Genomic DNA, 18,622 nt, shown 5'->3' with positions numbered 1-18,622 from the left:
ACGATATAATTTGTACTACCTAATATTGAAACCTTTTATGTTCTGAATAATATATTCCCCCCTGTGTTTTGAGAATCCTCATGCCTAATAAATTAGAAGTGCTTCTTTCCCAGTTACAAGAACAAATTGAACCGGCGCAACGTTTGCAGTTGCTCAATGATCTGAGCGAGGAATACGCAGACATTGATTATCTTAAAGCGTTTGAAACCGCGGAGGAGATGTATCAACTTGCGTTGAGTCATAATATTGACCATTTCGTTGCACAAGCACTTAGTCAAAAGGCGTGGCTTCATACCAGTTTTGGAAATGTACATGAAAGCTTTGCATTTGTTTCTCAAGCTCAGCGGATTTATACCCGGCTCGGCGATGAAAAAGGACTAGCGCAGACTTCTTTACATGCATCGGCGGTCTTGCGGCGTTTGGGGGATTATCCAGGTGCTCTAGAGGAGGCATTGACCGCTTTGGATCTTTATCAAACATATAGAGATCGGCAGGGTGTTGCGGAGACAATGGCGAGGCTGAGTTACTTATATGTTCATCTTGGGGATTATGAACAGGCAGAAATTTATGGATTGAAAGCGTATAGTGAGTTTGAGGTAATTAAGGGATCAGGTGGAATTTATAAGTTTTCCATTCCTAATAGTTTGGCTATGGCGTATTTTCATCAAAATAAACCCATCGAAGCGATGAATATCTTTTTAAGAGAAGTCGAATTCCTTCGAAGACAAAATAATAAATCGGATTTGGGAGTTGCTCTTAACAATCTAGGCACGGTTCTTTTAGAACTTGATAGATTGGCAGAAGCAGAGGAATTAGTTGCTGAGGCACTACTGTTGGATGTGGAAACCAATCATCGGTATGGCGAAATTAATTGTTTATTTACCTTGGGTGAGATTGAAGAAAAAAAGAAAAATTATGAAGGAGCAATTTTATATTATAGCCAGTCTTTAGAGAAAGCCATTGCAAATCATGTCGAACAGATCGTTTATGAATTACATGATCGCTTGGCTGTTGTATATGAATGCGTTGGGCAAGTCGAAATGGCATTTGATCATCTTAAGAAGTATCGAAAAATAAGAGAGCCTCTTTTTAAAACAGAGTCTTTGGATCGTATACGTGGTTTGAGGATTGTTCATGAGACGAAACAGGCAATAGAAGAAGCCCGACGTAATGCTGAAGTTGTGTCACAACGAAATCGTGAAATTGAATTATTGCAGAAGACACTGACAACTACGAGCACATATCCTGAAAGACGGCATATTTTGGATGTTGTCTGCATGGAAATGTTAAGCACACTTAAATCTACTCTGAGCATGGCGATCACTATTGATAGCGATCAGCAACACGGAACCATTGAGGCGGGGTTTCATGGAGATAATAAACTTGATTTACTAGATCTTAAACTAAGCGAATTAATAGACCGAGATTCTCAATTAGTTATTAATATCCTTGATAGTGGGCGAATCGAAATGATCCGCGATGTCGATTCTTATTTTGGAAGTACATCCCGCTTGGCTGCTGTTGTAAAGAAAATGGGTATTTCTAGTTTGATTGCCATGCCCATCATAGTTGATAAAAGAACTGTCATGGTTTTGGTCGTCGGATTTGATACCAAACGAGAATTCACAGACGCGGATATCAACCTCGCCACCACCTTGGCTGCCTCACTTAGTCAGATTTTCGAAAATGCACATCTTTATCAAAGCCTGGTAGCGGCTCACGATACCCTGTCCAAAGCATATGACGCCACTATAGAGGGATGGGCAAAAATACTGGAATTGCATGATCTGGAGACAGAGGGACATGCGCGTCGTGTTACTGAGCAAACCATCAAACTTGCCCAAGCCTTTGGTGTAAGCAACGACGAGATCATCCATATTCGACGTGGCGCGCTTTTGCACGATATTGGCAAATTGGGCATCCCTGATCAAATTATTCTTAAGAATGGAAGTCTAACTGAAGAAGAATGGGAGATTATGCGTAAGCATCCACAGTTTGCTTATGAAATGCTTGCGAATATTGAATATTTAAAACCTGCCTTGGAAATTCCTTATTGTCATCATGAAAAATGGGACGGAAGCGGGTACCCACAAGGGTTAAGGGGTGAGCAAATTCCCTTAGCGGCACGTCTTTTTTCTGTGGTTGATGTGTGGGATGCGCTTCGCTCTGATCGCCCATACAGAAAGGGATGGAGTGATGAAGAAGTGTATGAATATATTCGATCATTGTCAGGCAAACAATTTGACCCCAAGGCGATGGAAGCTTTTTTGACTATGATGGGACAATGAAAGTTTAATTGGAATACTTATTCTTTTAATAAAGGAATGTTTAATGACTATAACTTACCGCTCTTTCCTGCAAGACCAAGATAAGCAATTGATGATCGACCTTGCTGGTCAATTCCAGACAGACCACTTGCACGTAGTTGACCTGCCGTATCGGCTCAGTTCGTGGGGATTGGACGATAAGGAAAATGTCCGCTTGTGGTTTGATGGGGAGAATCTGGTCGCTTGGGCGGTGCTGCAAAGTCCGTTTTGGGGGATCGATTATGCTTGCGATGCTGACTATCAAGACTTGTTCAAGGAAATCCTTGCATGGGCAGATGGACGTGCTCGAGCCGTGATCGGTACGCCGTACGAGCGTTCGGCTTGGTTCGTCAATGTGTTCTCGGGGCAAGAGTCTCGCAAAAAAGATTTGGAGTCGCTGGGCTTTGCCTGTCAATCTGACGTGGGGGAGGATTCATGGTCGAAGGTGTTCATGAAGCTTTCACCTGAGCCCAAGCTATATGAACCGCCTGCTGGGTTTACTGTCCGCCCGCTGGGTGGGGACGTAGAGAAGTATGTGGCGTTGCATCAGTCTGTGTTTGAGAGCAAGAACATGACGATTGAATGGCGCGGGCGCACGCTGCAAAGTCCGCTTTATAAGCCGGAACTGGATCTCGTGGTCGAGTCACCGACGGGTGAGTTGGCGGCGTTTTGCATTTGCTGGTTCAACGAGAAACTGTCTGCGGGTCAGGTCGAGCCGTTGGGTGTGCATGCGGATTATCGTCAACTCGGGTTGGGCAAGGTGGCCTTGTCGCATGGCGTGAGTCGACTCCGCTCACTGGGGGCGAAGGATATTTTTGTCGAAACCGATAATTATCGCAATGAGGCGTTTAATCTCTATCAGTCTTATGGATTTGAAGTGATTCAGGATGTGCTTGTGTATCGGAAAGATTATTTATAGTGATAATGATAGAAGGAGAGAATATCATGTTAGCGACCACACAGAACCAAGTCAAAGATGGTGATCAATGCGAAGTCATCAAGGGAACCCATGCGGGCAAATCGGGAACTATCCGCGATATCAAAACGAGTAAGACGGGTCAAGTCACCATTACGGTGGTACAGTCAGATGGGGAAAGATTTAAGACCCTTGCTAGAAATGTTGTTGTCAAAAAAAGATAGGAGCCCATATGACAAACCCGGAAGAAGCAGTCATCATCAACTCGCTTATGCGGCAGGCGTTGGTCTCGATGCAGGAAGTGATGGGGGAAAATGGCTTGAACGCCGTTTTGAAATCGTGTGGCTTGGAAAGATTCGCAGGGAATTTTCCCCCGAATAACCTTGAGCCAGCCATCAAGACTTCACAGTATGCGCAATTAAACCAGGCAATCGAAGATTTTTATGGGCGCGGCGGCAGGGGCATGTTGCAGCGAATTGGCAGGGCGTCGTTCCAATATGGTGTGCGGGAACAAGCGGCATTACTGGGAATTGCAGGGGTGGCGCTCAAAGTGCTGCCAGAAAAACAGCGCATCAAGTTCATTTTAAATGGAATGGCAGATGCGTTGAAGAAAAGCAATTCGCAAGTCAAGGCATGGCTGGACGAAAGCGGTGATAAACTCGCCTATGTGGATGCCACTTGCGGCGTTTGCAACTCGCGGCATAGCGACCATCCCATTTGCCATCTCTATATTGGGTCCGTTTCTGAGGCGGTGAAGTGGGCGACCGGGAAGGATTATGAAGTTACCGAAACACACTGCACCGCGAAAGGCGATGAGTATTGCCGGTTTGAGGTTGGGGAGTTAAAAGAACAGGCGACATAGTTCCTTCTCATTGGAACGATCCGTTTCACGGCAGAATGAAAAAAACATAATTAACCCCGAACATAATTTGGACGCAGAAAAGGCAAAGAGAGTGTTTCTTAAAAGTTGCCGCCTTCAAGGAGTACGCGTTAAGAACTTAACGCAAAGATGCAAGGTCGCAAAGAAAACCCTTTAAATCTTAGCGACTTTGCGTTAAACATCTCGACCAATTTCAAAAGAATATGCAAGGTAGCAACCAGCGTTTACACCGCACTTGCATTCGGGGCAAGTGTCCGCGCTCTATTGCTCTTAAAAATAAACTCACCCGCGAATCCTTAAATTCGGGGTGAGTCATTTTTTTGTTCTTAATGTACTTGTACTTTGTTATTACGGTTTCGGCGTTTCTGTTGCATTGTTGGCCGCATCGAGGGTCGAAACTGATTTTGCCTGTGCAGTCTTTTGGGCATCGGCGGCGGCGGTGGCGGCAGTGATGAAGTTCGGTTCGGTGGGAACACGCTGCTGCCAGACATCGAAGGTTTCAACGCCGTATTCATCATGGAGGGAGGTGAGCCATTCCTGGAAGACGGTGTCTTTGGCAGTTTGGAACTGATCTTCGGTAAGCGGGCGTTCCTGGCGTGCGATCAACTGAATGATGTGAAAGCCAAAGCTGGATGCCACAGGTTCGGTGGTGAAGTCGCCGGGGGTTTCGAGCGCGTAGGCTGCGGTTTCGAATTCAGGCACCATGGCGCCTTTGCCGAACCAGCCGAGGTCGCCGCCCTGTTGACCAGAGCCAATGTCGGTGGAATTGTCGAAGGCAAGGGTGGCAAAGTCTTCACCAGCTTGCAGGCGGGCGATCAGGTCTTTGGCCGTCTGTTCATCCGCAACAAGGATGTGGCGCGCGCGGATCTGTTCTTCGAAGGGGCGCACGTCGGCGGTGATGATCTCCTGCATTCTTTCACGCAGAATGTTGTTGGTGAAGAATTCACGATAGTACTGTTCATCAAAGCCGTATTTGGTTAGGTTTTCATTCGCATCCGTGAGCAGACCTTCAAATGCCTCGCGGGTGAAGGGGGTGGCAGTAGGCAGGGGAGTGGATGTGGGTCCTGCGGTGGGTGTTGCTGTAAGTTCGAGTGTGGCTGTGGCGGTCGGCTCGAGTGTGGCGGTTGTTTGGGCGCTGCCATCCGTTGTCGCCTGGGCAGCAACCGTGGCGGTGGAAGCAGGCGTCGCCGTGAATTGAGGCGTGTTCGTCGCTTCGGGGGTGGCGGTGATGAACTTCAGCAATTCCGCGGGGTCGGTCGGCATGCTAATGGCGGTTGGTGTGGCGGAGGGGATGGGGGTGCCATCCGGAAAGAAGTTGAAGCCTTCTTCGACCTTGGCATTGAGTTCTTCTTCGCTGACGGTGATGCCGCGTTTTTCGGCTTCGAGGCGGATGAGCTGTTCGTCGATCATTGCATCCAGTACAGATTGACCAAGCACTTCCGGCAGGTTGAGCTGTGCATCAATGTTCTGCAGTTGGCTGCTCAGATCCATGCCAAAGTATTGCTGGTATTGCAGGTACTGGTTGTAGTTGTCGATCAATTGCTGGCGGCGCAAACGCACGCGCGGTTCAAGGTCTTTGACGAGGATCTTGGTTTCGCCGACCTTTGCAACGGTGCGATTGAGCTGCAGGTAGTTGATGTCGAGCCAGCCATAGATGAGCAGAAGCACGACCGCGCCAATGATGCCAAAAAAGGTATACATGATGAGGCGGGTCTGTTTTTGCTCGCGTTCGAGGCGGGCGACATGCTTTTTATGCAAAGCGGGCTTTTTGCCCGATTCGTTGGTCATGGTCATACTCCCTTTTACCGCAGCCTTCACATGGAAGGTTTAAGATTCTCGCGGTAATTTTTTGCGGTGATGGATAGATAAAATTTCGGGGCATGGAACCTGCCCATGCCCCGTGCGTTTTTGTTCGATGCCTAATCAACGCCGCGATTGGCGAAGGGCAGGAGCGCAACGTGGCGCGCCTGTTTCACCGCTGCCGCCACCAAGCGCTGGTGTTTGGCACATGCGCCGGTTTGGCGGCGCGGGCGTAAGTTGCCATCTTCTGTCACGTACTTGCGGAGAAGGTCAACTTTCTTGTAATCGATGGTCAGGGTCTTGTCGGCACAGAACTGGCAGAACTTGGGTTTCGCAAAGAATTTGCGATCACCGCGCTCGCCGCCTTCGCCGCCTGAACTGGATCGTTCGGGTCGTTCGTCACTCATGGTTTACTCCAATTTTGTCACTCTGCTTGCATATAGACGTGCGTTCTTCCATCCCTTTTCCATATTTCAAAAGGCTCTTGCACGCCGCCTCTCAGAGTGACATTAAGTATTAGAGGGAAATTCCTCTTCTGTTGACCCGTTCACGGGTTCAACAGCGGAGGTTTCTGTCTGGTTATTCGCTTCACGCCGGTCGCCGAGCATCATCATTTCATTGGCGACAATTTCCACGCTGGTGTGCTTTACGCCTTCCTTGTCATCCCAGCGGCGGGTTTGCAGGCGTCCTTCCACATAGACCTGCTGACCCTTTACGAGATACTGCTTGCATATCTCTGCCAGCGTTCCCCAAGCCACGATGTTGAACCATTCGGTTTCATTGTGGCGTTCGCCGTCTGCGCTGTTCCAGGTGCGGCTGACCGCCACCGTGAAGGTGGTTACCGGTTTACCGGAAGGGGTATAGCGCATCTCGGGGTCTTTCCCTAAATGTCCAATGATCTGAACTTTGTTAAGTCCTCGGCTCATGATTCACTCCTAAATAAGAATGCCGGGTAAAACTAGTTGCCAACTACAGAAAGCATATGGCGCATGATCGACTCCTGGTAACGCAGGTTGCGTTCCAGTGTCGATATGGCGGCGGGGCTCAAGGATACATTCATGAGAACGTATTGACCTTCGCGGTGCTTGTTGATCGAGTACGCCATACGGCGGCGACCCCAAACCTCAGCCTTATCAATGCTGCCACCAGATTCGGTGATCCAACCCTTCACCTTATCGAGCACGCCATTCATGGCGGTCTCATCCAGGTCGGGCTGAATGATGCACATCAGTTCGTAATTACGCATGTGGGAAAACCTCCTTTCCATGGGTTTGTTCCTGTTCAAACCGTGGGTTTGCCGGGAACGGAAAGGCACGTATATATGAAACGTACCTAAATTGTAGCGGGCGAAAGTTTACCACAGGATTTGGATTCAGGGGATGAGCCTTGCCGCTCTGACTCGTACCTGGGCTTGATACAGTTCTTCGGCATTTTCTACGCGGTATATTTTTTTCCTAACAAACCTGTAAATTCCGTAAAGAAAAATTTGCAATAAAATCTAAAAAATAAAAGCATAGGAGTGGGACATGCGAAATAGACACACCCCAAGATTCGAACCTGTAAAAATACTACTGCCTTGCTATTTATCAGATCGGTCATCTCCAGAAGGAAACAGGCTCACCACCCCGCGAATTGCCGGGCTTTGCTCAAAAAGAAAGGCTATCGTATCGTCGTCCGGGCTAATGACTGATCAGTTTACAGGACAAGGTCGCCAAGAAAAAAGGCAGAAAAAACTGCTGGAAGAGATGAAAAAGAGCCTCCGGAGACGATTTCGGAACTCCTCTTTGTGGACGAAGTCAGCCTAGATCTGGATCCTCCCTTGCATGCTTGCTGGATGAAGCGAGGACAGAAGGTTGTTCCGGCTTTACAGCCTGGCACCAAGCAACATCGCCATATCTTTGGAGCTTATTCATGGAATACAGATCGGATTTCTTGGCGATGTGCAGATTGGAAGAATAGTCGACGTTTTTGGGTTTGTTGAGTATTGTTGGTTGAATGTTATCCAACTGGACGCATTGTTTTGGTCATGGATAACGTTTCATATCATAAAGCGCTTCTGTTCTGGCGGCTTTGTCGTTATTCGAACATCGTCTTTTGGTGATTTGGCTGCCTCCTTATTCTCCAGAATTGAACTTGATTGAACGGTATTGGAAACACTTGAAAGAACTTGCTTGTGTGAATAAACTGCACGACTCAATTGAGGATGTTCTTGCTTCTGCTGAATATATGCTGACGCAACAAAATGATCCAACCAGCATTTTTAGAATGTCTTTTTCTAAACTATTATGAACGACTACTTAACAAACCTGTAAATTCCGTAAAGAAAAATTTGCAATAAAATCTAAAAAATAAAAGCATAGGAGCGGGGACATGCGAAATAAACACACCCCAAGATTCAAACCTGTAAAAATACTACTGCCTTGCTATTTATCAGCTCCCATCTCCAACGCGAACATCCTGTGGGGTGGGGCAGCGACCGCCCTGCTGGGAGCGACCCTGGCGGAGTGGCAGCGCAAGCGAGCGGAGGAAGAGATGGCGGTGGCAGGACGAATGCGGGGCGCAAGGCGTACCAAGCCATGATACAGGAGAAGCGCATTGTGGGGTCCTTGCAGGCAGAACAGAATGCGAAAGCGGCATAAACGCATTACCTGCCTGTTCGAATGCGAGAGCTTCTGGAGTTAAAAAGTTGGATTTACTGCTAGCTTTGATAAGATTAGTAATTCATATATCATAAAGAAATAATAGAAAGGTATAGCTGTATGAGTTCAACCGATGAAAGAGATGTTAATCCAATTCAAGAAATAATTAACTTGGTTGAAAATGTTTCATGACTAAAAACTTTCGGCTTTCTTAGAAATTTTCAAAAAGTAGAAACCAATATTGTTATATATAACTCAGAGCAATGCCGGGTGAAAGTAGTTTGGGGAGGATGGGATCCCTCAGCGGGTAATTCAATAAGCATCTATTATGGCAGACTTCACGTTTTAGATGAAAATATAAAAATGATATGGAATGAAGAGGAATGCCATTGTTGGCATAGGTTTGAGCATGTTATTCACTTTCTAAACGGTGTTTCTCCAGTTGAAGCAGCCAAACTAGATTATTCCACACCTATAACAAGTAATTATTTTATTGATGAAGTTAGAAATAAATTTCATCGCCGCCAACCGGAATGGTTGATGCACATGCATATGGATGTATGGAAACATTATGGCGCTAATTTTTTTGAATTATTTGACCTTCGCCGACCAGATTTATGGGAGAGCTATAGAAAATTTCTTAAGGAAATGTATGATATTCAAGGGCGTATTCCATTCATCAAACCGCCGATGGATAAGGTCTGCTAAACCTAATGTTCTTAAGGTGACAGTCACTTTTAAAGTGACTGTCACCTGGCTGGGGAGGAGCAGAGATTACGATAAATCCACCGCTGCCAATGGATAGCCCATATATTGTTGAACAAATTATTGTGGAGGTTTTACCATGAATAACTATAAACAATCTGTCTCATTGCAAAATCTAGTACGCCTGATTCAGGATCACAAAATTTTTTTAGATAGACTTTCGCCTCAGATTATCGAAGCTGTTAAAAAACTTGGTGCTTATAGAGAATTAATAGCAACCGAATTTGTATGGGTAATGAATTACGATGATAAGGATGAATTAGTCAAAAATCTACAGGAATTGAATGAATTGGGTTTTCTTTTTGCAGGGGGAGGAGTGGGCTGGACAGCAGCTGATGTTTTTGGCGACTTAATTGAGAAACAGGGAGTAAATATAAACTTCAAAGAAGTTAGATGGCGCGGACCCAGCGACTGTTTCATTATTGAGAGGTAGTTGGGTTTGGTTTGCTTGGTGACTGAGAAATACCACAGTGGATACAAATTCTATTTGAAATGAAGTTGATTCAAGTTCATCTTAATAAATTTATTGTAGAATTAATTTACAAAGGAGATGGGAAATGAAAATAGGTTACAAAAAAGTATGGGGAATTCTATGTCTTATGCTGAGCGGTCTTTCTTGTTGTTTGGTAGTGGCATTCAACCAAACAGGTGAAGCAATTCCCCCCGCTATTGTGGGTGTCTTTTGGTTGTTTTTTGTCTTGGGAATATTACTTCTGACACGCAGTTATGTTGAAGTATGGAAAGAGATTCTGATTATCAAACCTTTGATCGGGTCAGGTGTGAAGCGTTATAGCTACCAGTCTTCAAAGGATTTTTCCATCGAAGAGGATGAAGTGCTTTTGATCAATAACGGTACTCGTCAAAAATTACCTGTTTCAAAATGGCTGGTAGACAAACGCGGCTGGACATCCTTTCTTGAGTGGATCAAAGCTGGTCAATAGGGTTGAGGGTAAAATGCAAAAATATTTACCAACTATTTCCATTTTGCTCTTGGGCGTCACGCTGATTTCATTTGTGGTTTATCCAACAATCAGCCCGGTTTTAGCGATAACTTCCCTACTCCTCAGCCTCACCTCTCCACCTACACCATCTCCACTAAACACAAAGGGACCGAACACGCCCGCGCCAAAATCCTCAAAGAGGTGGGCGTGATGGTACTCACACTCGTTATCATATTCTTCATCGGTGGGATAGCGTCCATGCTGGCGAATGTCCAAGTGGGGATGCGATGGGGCACTATGGCGGGACTCGTGTCCGCGATTGCGGCGAGCTTTGTGGTGGGATACCTTGTCCGCGTGGGGATGGGGGCGGGTATAAGGTAGCCCATCCCAAGAAATGGTGGCCCACTCCATGCGAGCATCCTGTGGGGCGGGGCAGCGACCGCCCTGTTGGGAGCGACCCTGGCGGAGTTGTTTTACTTCACATAAATGGGATTGCTATAGATCCAGCCGCGTCGTTTGCCTAGGTAATTGTGATAGGCTTCCACACGGTAGACGCCGGGCTCGGTAGTGATGTGAGTGCAGGCTTGCTGGTTCTTCCAGCTTTGGAGGGGCAGCCCGTCTTTGTAAAGAATGATCTCGGCGGGGAAGGGCAATTTGGTTTGCAAGGTCACACCCCCTCTGGCGGGAATCTCATCCCCCATGATGACGGAGTCATCCCGTCCCTGGGCGGTAAAACGGAATCCCTTGGTGGGGGCGGGTAGGTCATAGCCCACAAAACAATGCCCGGCGGCAAACGCTTTATAAATGAGGGCACGGTCACTGGTCACGTCCCCAGTGAGCGGTTCAGGAAGAAGCGCGTGAGTGTTTACGGTGCGGAAGTGGAATTCATAAGGGAAGATGATGCGGTGGATGGGTCCCATATGCATGTCCAGCGCGTGCGCATCCGAGCCGCCGATGGCGACCACCTTGTTGCCTGTGGCAAGAAGCTCATCCCATTTGGCGAGCGTGTTGGGAATGGGCTGGTTGGCAACAAAAGCGGGGAAGAAGGCATAGAATGCGCCGTGTAATTTGGTCGGCACCACGGTCTTTAGTTCACTGAGAGCATTCCACAATTCGATGCCGGTGTAGTTCTGAACCGACCAGTCTTCCCACGAAATGTCGGTTTCGTTGAAGGCTTTAGCTTCGGGGTCGTCGGGGTGGGCAAGGAAGGCGAGTCCGCCGGTTTCGCGCACCTGATTGATAAGCTGTTGCGGATTCTCGGCAAAGGTTGCCATCTCGCGGTTCGCCCCGAAGACCAACAGGTGATTCTTTTGCGGGTCACGTGCCTGGTCATGCACTTCTTCCCCGATCAACATCAGAAGCTTTTTGTTCTTATCTTTGTAATAGCCTTCAAACCCCTGCACAAGAATATTGTGATCGGTAACGATGACCACATCCACACCGGCTTTGAGCCCGGCGGCGGCAATATCTTTGTGAACGCCGCTGCCATCAGAGTAGCGGGTGTGCATGTGCAGGTTAACGATGACTTCGTGCATGAGTTTCCTCTTTTGTAATAGACCTGACGGGTTTCTAGAACCTGTCAGGTCTAAAGTTATATTCAGTGTGAGAGCTTTTTAAGCTCGTTTGACGATTCACTTCACGAACAGGTATAATTTGCCCGCTAAATTCTAGGAGGCACATTCGCATGTCAAACGTTTTGAATATCGCATTAATTATAACCTCAGTGGGTTTGATCCTCAGCGTGATCCTGCAGAGCAAGGGTGCAGGCTTGGGCGGTCTTACCGGCGCGGACACCGGCGGTGTGTTCACTGCCCGCCGCGGCATTGAGCGAATTCTTTTCTGGGTGACGATCGGACTGAGCGTTATTTTCTTCGCGCTCGTCATCACCATCATCATTCTTGGACAATAATTCCACCACCCTTGAAAGGTCCGCCTGGATAGTTTGCCCGGTCTTCGGGCGGGGCGGTCCTTTCTTTTTTCCCCAAAACCAAACATTATGAAACGATTACGCTGGCAGATCCTGGTCGTAGCAGTGACCCTTGTGATCGTGGCATTGCTGCTGCTCAGCCAACAGCCGGTGACGACCATCACCCTGCCCGAAGCGGCACCCGGCGGCATTTATACCGAAGCGCTCATCGGTTCGATGGGACGCCTCAACCCGATGCTGGATTGGAACAACTCCGCTGACCGGGATGTGAACCGCCTCATCTTTAGCGGGCTGGTCAAATTCGATTCCCGCGGCTTGCCCCAGCCAGACTTGGTAGAATCCTGGGGCGTTTCTGCAGACGGCAAAGTGTATAACTTCTCCCTGCGTCAGAGTGCGGTCTGGCATGACGGTCAACCCGTGACGAGCGATGATGTGATCTTTACCATCGAAGCCATAAAAAGCTCCGGCTCGCTCTTCCCGCAGGATATCAAAGACCTATGGACGCAGATCGAGATCAAACGCCTCGACGACAAGACTTTCCAGTTCACTCTGCCTGAGCCTTTTTCTCCCTTTTTAGATTACGTCACCTTTGGCATTCTACCCAAGCACCTGCTTGAAAATATTCCCGCAGACCAACTTCCCAATGCAGAATTCAACTTGAAGCCAGTGGGCACCGGTCCATATAAATTTGACCGGCTGCTAACCAGCGGCGGACAGATCACGGGCGTGGTGCTGACCGTCAATCAAGAGTACTTCCTCGGTCCGGCATTTGTGGAGCAGGTGGTATTTCGATATTTTCCCAATTCTGCCACTGCCCTGGATGCCTACCGTCAGGGTGAGGTGATGGGCGTCAGCCAGTTGACGCAAGATGTGCTGGATGCCGCCCTTCAAGAGCCGGGTCTGTCTGTGTACACCAGCCGCCTCCCGCAAATGGGCATGATCTTCCTTAACCTGAACAATCCCGCCGTTGCCTTTTTGCAGGATGCGAACCTGCGCCGCGCGTTGATGTTGGGCGTGAACCGTACCGTCATTGTCTCGCACATCCTCAAAGGGCAAGCCATCATCGCGGATAGCCCCATCCTGCCAGGCTCGTGGGCTTATTACGATGAGATCGAGAAATTCCCCTACGATCCTGAAGCCGCTACCCAGATCCTCAATAAGGAAGGCTATGTTTTCACTGCCGGAAGTACGGTCCGCTCAAAGGATGGGCAGCCGCTGGCATTCACTCTCGTTCACCCGGATGATGCGATCCACACTCAGATCGCTGCCGCCATTCAAGCAGATTGGGCATTGATCGGTGTGCAGCTTAATTTACAGCCCGTCTCCTATGACGCCCTGGTCAATAACCATTTGGCAACCCGCAGTTACGAAGCTGCCCTGGGTGACTTGAACACCTCGCGCACACCCGACCCTGACCCCTACCTCTTCTGGCATCAAGCCGAAGCCACCGGCGGACAGAACTATTCCCAATGGGATAACCGCACTGCAAGCGAGTTCCTCGAAACCGGTCGCACCGCCGCGGATTTTAATGAACGCGCACGCTTGTATAAGAACTTCCAGGTGGTCTTTGCCAAGGAATTGCCTTCACTGCCCTTGTATTACCCCGTTTATTCCTACGGTGTTGATGCGCAGGTTCAGGGAGTGCAGGTCGCTCCGATGTATGACGTCAGCGACCGGCTTGCCTTGATCAACGAATGGTATCTGGTCACCCGCCGCGCCCTCGAAGAACAGCCTGAAACTGCCCCGACGACCGCTCCATAAGACGACAACAGCCTCCCGGGGTCGGGTCGAAAATAACCTTGTCATTACATTGTTAGGAGTACAACATGTCCAACTCACAGAAAGCGCTCGAATATGTCCGCTCGAACCGAGAGCGTTACTTAAACGAACTGAAGGAGTTCGCAGCCATTCCTTCCATTTCTACGCTGAGCGAGAATAAAGGCGATATGCAGCGCGCCGCTGAATGGGTCGCTGCACAGCTTCGTTCCATTGGCATGGATAAGGTTCAGATCATGCCCACAGCTTTGCACCCGGTGGTGTATGGCGAATGGATGGGGGCGGGCAAGTCCGCGCCGACGGTGATGATCTATGGGCATTATGACGTCCAACCCGTCGACCCGATCGAGCTTTGGGAGTCCGATCCGTTCAAGGCGGAGGTCCGAGGCGAGTATTTGTTTGCGCGCGGCACTTCTGATATGAAGGGTCAGGTGGTGGCATCCATCAAGGCGGTGGAAGCCATCATGAAGAATGACGGCAAACTTCCGGTCAATATTAAATGGCTGGTGGAAGGCGAAGAAGAGATCGGTTCTGAGCATCTGGGGGATTTCATCAAAACCAACAAGAAGTTGCTTGCTGCAGATTATTGTTTGAATCCTGATGCCGGCATGATCGGTTCTGATAAGCCGACGATCACAACGGGTTTGCGCGGGCTCGCCTATTTTGAGCTGCGCGTCTTTGGTCCGAATAAGGATTTGCATTCCGGTCTGTTCGGCGGCACGATCCACAACCCTGCTCAGGCATTGATAGAACTTGTAGCTGGCATGCACGACAAGAATGGAAAGATCACCCTGCCGGGCTTTTACGACAAGGTCCGCAAGGTGAGCAAGAAGGAACATGAGGATTTCAAGCGCCTGCCTGTGAAGGATAAAGATCTGATCAAAATGACCGGCGTACCCGCGCTGTGGGGGGAACCGCAATTCCTTCCAGCCGAACGTACCGGCGCCCGCCCGACATTGGAGATCAACGGTTTGCTTTCTGGCTTCACGGGACAGGGTTCAAAGACGGTTCTGCCTGCCTGGGCTATGGCAAAGATCTCCTGCCGCCTTGTGCCAGACCAGACCCCGGAAGAAACCGAAAAACAAATGCGCGCCTACCTCAAGAAGAACGCGCCCAAGACCATCAAATGGGAATTGACCAACCTGCACAATGCCGGTGCGGCTCTCACTGAAACAGACTCGGCGGGAGTGCAAGCTCTGGCAAAGGCACTCGAAACCGTGTGGGGCAAGCGTCCCTACTTCAAGCGCGAGGGTGGCTCCATCGGTTCGGTCGTTTTGCTGCAAAAATACGTCGGCGCGGATTCGCTCTTAACCGGTTTCGGCTTGCCAGATGACAATGCCCACTCACCGAACGAACACCTGCACTTGCCGACCTGGTACAAAGGCATCGAAGCCTTTACACACTTTTTTTATAATTTCTAACAAGGAAGAAAGAAACCTGACAGGTCTTCATGACATGTCAGGTTTATCAAAAATTATGGAAGATCGAATTATCACTTACGGCGGTCAAGCCGTGATCGAAGGCGTTATGATGCGCGGGCAGAAAGCCTATGCCGTTGCCATGCGCGCGCCTGACGGCAGCATTGCCGTTCACACTGAAAAACTGGCAGAGGTGTATCGATCCGGTATCACCAAAGTCCCGTTTTTGCGCGGCGTTATTTTGTTGTGGGATGCACTTGGTCTTGGGATGCGCGCCCTGACCCTTTCCGCAAATACCCAATCTGGCGAGAATGAAAAACTGGAAGGACCGGCTCTTTACCTTACTCTGGCTTTTTCGCTCACAGTCAGCATTGGTCTTTTCTTTCTGCTTCCGGCAGGGATTGGCGGCTGGGCAGAGCATGCACTGGCACAAACCACCTCCGCGCTTTGGATCGGGAATTTGGTCGAAGGACTCCTGCGTCTGCTAATTTTGATCGGCTATATCTGGGTGATCGGTTTCATGCCCGATATCCGCCGGGTATTCCAATATCACGGCGCGGAACATAAAACCATCAACGCTTTTGAAGCCGGTGCAGAGTTGACCCCTGAGGTCGTGGCGAACTATCCCATTGAACATCCGCGCTGTGGTACGGCATTCTTGCTGACGCTGGTTCTGCTATCCATTCTGGTCTTCACCGCTCTGGGACCGATGTCCATCGTTTGGCGTTTGGTTACACGAGTCCTATTCATTCCCATTCTCGCGGGCATTGCTGTGGAATACATCCGCTGGACGGCGAATCATTTGGGGAACCCGATCGTTAAGATGCTGATCAAGCCGAATCTGGCATTACAACTTCTAACCACCCGCCCGCCCGATCTTGCCATGCTTGAGGTGGCGATCGCATCGTTCCAATCCATGCGCAAAGCGGAGGCAGAGATCGCGTAACTGATCTTTTGATCGATCTCAAAAAGAGACAGGCAGCCCCTGTCTCTTTTTTGTTTCCTATCGGCTGATATAGGGGCGAATCTCATTTATTCAATCGCAACTATTTTGCAACATCGCGGCAACTCACCTGCAACGCTTATTTCATCCTCGTAACAATAGAATGTAACTGGCATAAAAATTATTCATTGACGCGTGTGCGCCGCACTGCGGCAGTCTGGAGGACATACGAAAAATAGATGCTTTGTTTTGGGCTGTCTAAGTCCATATCTAACACCTTGATCCAATAAAGGAGAACACAATGAAATTCAAGAACTTCATCCGTGTTGCAATGCTGCTTGCAACACTAGCCAGTGTCTTTGGCACAGGCTCCCAGGTGTATGCCCAGGGAAGCTCCACCAATACCCTTGGCGCGCAGATCATTATTCGCAGTACTACGTTTTGGGATGCGGTCTTCAACGGAACCGTGAATGCGAACCGTTATGAACGCTGGTCGCTCCAATTGGTTGAAGCTGAGAACTTTACCATTTCGATCATCACCACGTCTGGCACACTCACCCCCGATATCTACCTGTTGGATGGCAACGAGAACCAGATCGCTGTTGCCAATGGCACCCTTTCAAGCGCCGCATTAACCACCAATCAGCTTGCGGGGGATTACTTCATTCAGGTTCAGCCGCACTCTGGTGACGGCACCTATCTGATGGAGATCACCCGCGTGGAACAGGTCGTGGAGCCGACTGCTTCTGTGGTCTTGAATCCTGCGGTTGTATCGGTGGGGGGAACGTCCACTGGCACGCTCATGCTGAGCAACATCCCGGCTCAAGGCTATGCCAGCGCTGAATTCACCTGTACCTATGACCCCGCTTTGGTTCAGATCAGCAACATTGCCGACTCGGGCCTCTTTGGCTCCGACCCCGCCATTGCCGCGAATGGACCTGCGAACGGTTCCTTCGTTTTCGCAGTCGCTGGCAGCAACGCTCAACGTGCCACCTCTGATGGTGCGGTCTTCACCTTTACTGTCACTGCACTTGCGGCAGGACAGGCAGAGATCAATTGTACGGCGCGTGTTTCTGCAGGCGGTTCCTTGAGCACCATTGCCTCCGCCCCGGCATCTCTGGCCATCGAAGAATTGACCTCCACTCTCAACGGCACCGTTCAAGCCACCAAGACGGTCACTGTCACCCTGTACAAACAGGACACCACCGTTGAAACCACCGCCACCGCTGACGCAAATGGAAATTTTACGCTGACAGCTCCGGCAGGCACATATACCGCTGTCGCATCGGCACCCGGGTTCCTCAAAGCCCAGGGCACCCCGGTCCTCAGCGCTGGTGCTACGAAGACCATGCAGACCATCTCGCTCCTCGCCGGTGATATTGACGGCAATGATGTGATCGACCAGTTCGATGCCCTTACCATTGGCATGAACTATAACCTCGCCGCTCCCGCTGCAGCCGACCTCAATAACGACGGCACGATCAACGTCCTCGACCTTGAACTTCTCGCTGCGAACTACCGCGAGGCGGGTGCGCTCGCCTGGCAATAACGAAAGACGGCAATGCAAGGACGCGTCGGTGTCTCCCACTGGCGCGTCCTACCTTGGAGACTACAATGAAAAAAATTGCACTGACCTTTTTGGCACTCATCTGTTTTTTTATTGCCGCCCCCGTAAAGGCGCAATCTGCGGAATCCATTTGGATTACCGCCAGTACGAACAGCTTTAAGACCGGCGAGACCCTCATCGTCACCGTCAATGGTGCCTCGGCTTCTCCCATTCAGGGGCTAACGTTTCAGATTAAGTTTGACCCGGCTTGCTTACAACCCGTTAATGCCGCCAGCCCCATCTCCGGTATGAATGGTTTATCCCTTCCGCAGATTACCGGACTTGTCGATGCGTCTTTTGCAAGTACCACTCCCCAAGTCGCCAACGGTGTTCTGGCGGAAGTTCGTTTTATCACTCTTGGCGCCTGCCAAACCAATGTGACCCTCGAAAGTGCTGCGCTTGTCATCAAGAATGAATCCGGTTTCGCAGCACCGCTGCCCGGAGTTGCTCTTGGGGAAAAGACGATCGCACTTGCCGTCAGCGCCGAAAAAGGATCTTCGCAAGATGCGCCTCTTTTGGGCACTCCGCTTCCTCTCGGTACCGAGCCTGATCCGGCGGCTTCATCCCCTGTCTCCACTGGAACCACGGTCATGTTTGCTGTGATCGGTATTCTCCTGCTTGCAGGCATCGTCATTCTGATCCGAATCCTGCGCGGAGAGAACACGCGCGGTTAATCCATACTTTGTTGAGCATCGCCGCCTAAAT

Annotated in this window: 19 protein-coding genes; 14 read left to right on the top strand and 5 right to left on the bottom strand. The window is 49.6% G+C overall.

Annotation, left to right across the window (positions count from 1 at the left end; all coding sequences use genetic code 11):
• Positions 1 to 80 precede the first annotated feature (80 nt).
• The 4 genes from IPG80_RS05350 to IPG80_RS05335 are packed head-to-tail and all read left to right on the top strand — an operon-like array spanning position 81 to position 4,084.
• Entirely contained in the window at positions 81 to 2,288 is a 2,208-nt protein-coding gene (locus IPG80_RS05350) for an HD domain-containing phosphohydrolase (protein WP_345103474.1), read from the top strand.
• Positions 2,289 to 2,331: 43 nt separating this feature from the next.
• Positions 2,332 to 3,225, top strand: coding sequence for a GNAT family N-acetyltransferase (locus IPG80_RS05345; protein WP_345103472.1), 894 nt, complete (start codon positions 2,332 to 2,334; stop codon positions 3,223 to 3,225).
• Between the two features lie 26 nt (positions 3,226 to 3,251).
• On the top strand, positions 3,252 to 3,446 hold the full coding sequence (locus tag IPG80_RS05340; RefSeq protein ID WP_345103470.1) for a KOW motif-containing protein: 195 nt from the start codon (positions 3,252 to 3,254) through the stop codon (positions 3,444 to 3,446).
• 8 nt (positions 3,447 to 3,454) lie between these two features.
• Complete coding sequence (locus IPG80_RS05335; RefSeq protein WP_345103468.1) at positions 3,455 to 4,084, top strand: 4-vinyl reductase; 630 nt, start codon at positions 3,455 to 3,457, stop codon at positions 4,082 to 4,084.
• Between the two features lie 366 nt (positions 4,085 to 4,450).
• Here the strand turns inward: IPG80_RS05335 and IPG80_RS05330 are convergent, their stop codons facing one another.
• From IPG80_RS05330 to rpsF, 4 genes are all read right to left on the bottom strand, one after another.
• Positions 4,451 to 5,890: a peptidylprolyl isomerase gene (locus tag IPG80_RS05330; protein WP_345103466.1), complete on the bottom strand. Its 1,440-nt coding sequence runs from the start codon at positions 5,888 to 5,890 to the stop codon at positions 4,451 to 4,453.
• A gap of 131 nt (positions 5,891 to 6,021) precedes the next feature.
• Entirely contained in the window at positions 6,022 to 6,309 is a 288-nt protein-coding gene (gene rpsR / locus IPG80_RS05325) for a 30S ribosomal protein S18 (RefSeq protein ID WP_345103464.1), read from the bottom strand.
• Between the two features lie 102 nt (positions 6,310 to 6,411).
• On the bottom strand, positions 6,412 to 6,828 hold the full coding sequence (locus IPG80_RS05320) for a single-stranded DNA-binding protein (protein WP_345103462.1): 417 nt from the start codon (positions 6,826 to 6,828) through the stop codon (positions 6,412 to 6,414).
• Between the two features lie 32 nt (positions 6,829 to 6,860).
• A complete protein-coding gene (gene rpsF, locus IPG80_RS05315) occupies positions 6,861 to 7,148 on the bottom strand; it encodes a 30S ribosomal protein S6 (protein WP_345103460.1) in 288 nt (95 codons plus the stop codon).
• 1,124 nt (positions 7,149 to 8,272) lie between these two features.
• On the opposite strand from rpsF, the gene IPG80_RS05310 reads away from it, so the two are divergent.
• From IPG80_RS05310 to IPG80_RS05295, 4 genes are all read left to right on the top strand, one after another.
• Entirely contained in the window at positions 8,273 to 8,482 is a 210-nt protein-coding gene (locus tag IPG80_RS05310) for a hypothetical protein (RefSeq protein WP_345103458.1), read from the top strand.
• 329 nt (positions 8,483 to 8,811) lie between these two features.
• Entirely contained in the window at positions 8,812 to 9,249 is a 438-nt protein-coding gene (locus IPG80_RS05305) for a hypothetical protein (protein ID WP_345103456.1), read from the top strand.
• Positions 9,250 to 9,385: 136 nt separating this feature from the next.
• Positions 9,386 to 9,739 carry a hypothetical protein gene (locus IPG80_RS05300; protein ID WP_345103454.1) on the top strand — a complete coding sequence of 118 codons (354 nt, stop codon included), beginning with the start codon at positions 9,386 to 9,388 and terminating at the stop codon, positions 9,737 to 9,739.
• 124 nt (positions 9,740 to 9,863) lie between these two features.
• The gene (locus IPG80_RS05295) at positions 9,864 to 10,247 is read left to right on the top strand and encodes a hypothetical protein (protein WP_345103452.1); all 384 of its coding nucleotides are present in this window, start codon (positions 9,864 to 9,866) and stop codon (positions 10,245 to 10,247) included.
• A gap of 473 nt (positions 10,248 to 10,720) precedes the next feature.
• Here the strand turns inward: IPG80_RS05295 and IPG80_RS05290 are convergent, their stop codons facing one another.
• Positions 10,721 to 11,782, bottom strand: coding sequence for a CehA/McbA family metallohydrolase (locus IPG80_RS05290; RefSeq protein ID WP_345103450.1), 1,062 nt, complete (start codon positions 11,780 to 11,782; stop codon positions 10,721 to 10,723).
• Positions 11,783 to 11,931: 149 nt separating this feature from the next.
• Between IPG80_RS05290 and secG the strand changes: the two genes are divergently transcribed.
• From secG to IPG80_RS05260, 6 genes are all read left to right on the top strand, one after another.
• Positions 11,932 to 12,156 (top strand): preprotein translocase subunit SecG, encoded by a 225-nt coding sequence (gene secG, locus IPG80_RS05285; RefSeq protein ID WP_345103448.1) that lies wholly within the window; start codon positions 11,932 to 11,934, stop codon positions 12,154 to 12,156.
• A gap of 87 nt (positions 12,157 to 12,243) precedes the next feature.
• Positions 12,244 to 13,935, top strand: a complete 1,692-nt coding sequence (locus IPG80_RS05280; RefSeq protein WP_345103446.1) for a peptide ABC transporter substrate-binding protein — start codon at positions 12,244 to 12,246, stop codon at positions 13,933 to 13,935.
• Between the two features lie 65 nt (positions 13,936 to 14,000).
• Complete coding sequence (locus IPG80_RS05275) at positions 14,001 to 15,371, top strand: dipeptidase (protein WP_345103444.1); 1,371 nt, start codon at positions 14,001 to 14,003, stop codon at positions 15,369 to 15,371.
• 55 nt (positions 15,372 to 15,426) lie between these two features.
• Positions 15,427 to 16,314, top strand: a complete 888-nt coding sequence (locus IPG80_RS05270) for a DUF1385 domain-containing protein (RefSeq protein WP_345103442.1) — start codon at positions 15,427 to 15,429, stop codon at positions 16,312 to 16,314.
• Between the two features lie 298 nt (positions 16,315 to 16,612).
• A complete protein-coding gene (locus IPG80_RS05265) occupies positions 16,613 to 17,860 on the top strand; it encodes a carboxypeptidase regulatory-like domain-containing protein (protein ID WP_345103440.1) in 1,248 nt (415 codons plus the stop codon).
• A gap of 65 nt (positions 17,861 to 17,925) precedes the next feature.
• Entirely contained in the window at positions 17,926 to 18,591 is a 666-nt protein-coding gene (locus IPG80_RS05260; RefSeq protein WP_345103438.1) for a cohesin domain-containing protein, read from the top strand.
• Positions 18,592 to 18,622 lie beyond the last annotated feature (31 nt).

The organism is Candidatus Villigracilis vicinus, assembly GCF_016702885.1.
In the GTDB taxonomy this organism is placed as follows: Bacteria; Chloroflexota; Anaerolineae; order Anaerolineales; family Villigracilaceae; genus Villigracilis; species Villigracilis vicinus.
Note: the sequence above shows the minus strand (reverse complement) of the source record. Positions and strands in the feature narration are given on the sequence as shown.

Coding starts and splice junctions, on each gene's coding strand:
- IPG80_RS05350 (WP_345103474.1), top strand. CDS start 81: ATGCCTAATAAATTAGAAGTGCTTCTTTCCCAGTTACAAGAACAAATT.
- IPG80_RS05345 (WP_345103472.1), top strand. CDS start 2,332: ATGACTATAACTTACCGCTCTTTCCTGCAAGACCAAGATAAGCAATTG.
- IPG80_RS05340 (WP_345103470.1), top strand. CDS start 3,252: ATGTTAGCGACCACACAGAACCAAGTCAAAGATGGTGATCAATGCGAA.
- IPG80_RS05335 (WP_345103468.1), top strand. CDS start 3,455: ATGACAAACCCGGAAGAAGCAGTCATCATCAACTCGCTTATGCGGCAG.
- IPG80_RS05330 (WP_345103466.1), bottom strand. CDS start 5,890: ATGACCAACGAATCGGGCAAAAAGCCCGCTTTGCATAAAAAGCATGTC.
- rpsR (WP_345103464.1), bottom strand. CDS start 6,309: ATGAGTGACGAACGACCCGAACGATCCAGTTCAGGCGGCGAAGGCGGC.
- IPG80_RS05320 (WP_345103462.1), bottom strand. CDS start 6,828: ATGAGCCGAGGACTTAACAAAGTTCAGATCATTGGACATTTAGGGAAA.
- rpsF (WP_345103460.1), bottom strand. CDS start 7,148: ATGCGTAATTACGAACTGATGTGCATCATTCAGCCCGACCTGGATGAG.
- IPG80_RS05310 (WP_345103458.1), top strand. CDS start 8,273: ATGCGAAATAAACACACCCCAAGATTCAAACCTGTAAAAATACTACTG.
- IPG80_RS05300 (WP_345103454.1), top strand. CDS start 9,386: ATGAATAACTATAAACAATCTGTCTCATTGCAAAATCTAGTACGCCTG.
- IPG80_RS05295 (WP_345103452.1), top strand. CDS start 9,864: ATGAAAATAGGTTACAAAAAAGTATGGGGAATTCTATGTCTTATGCTG.
- IPG80_RS05290 (WP_345103450.1), bottom strand. CDS start 11,782: ATGCACGAAGTCATCGTTAACCTGCACATGCACACCCGCTACTCTGAT.
- secG (WP_345103448.1), top strand. CDS start 11,932: ATGTCAAACGTTTTGAATATCGCATTAATTATAACCTCAGTGGGTTTG.
- IPG80_RS05280 (WP_345103446.1), top strand. CDS start 12,244: ATGAAACGATTACGCTGGCAGATCCTGGTCGTAGCAGTGACCCTTGTG.
- IPG80_RS05275 (WP_345103444.1), top strand. CDS start 14,001: ATGTCCAACTCACAGAAAGCGCTCGAATATGTCCGCTCGAACCGAGAG.
- IPG80_RS05270 (WP_345103442.1), top strand. CDS start 15,427: ATGGAAGATCGAATTATCACTTACGGCGGTCAAGCCGTGATCGAAGGC.
- IPG80_RS05265 (WP_345103440.1), top strand. CDS start 16,613: ATGAAATTCAAGAACTTCATCCGTGTTGCAATGCTGCTTGCAACACTA.
- IPG80_RS05260 (WP_345103438.1), top strand. CDS start 17,926: ATGAAAAAAATTGCACTGACCTTTTTGGCACTCATCTGTTTTTTTATT.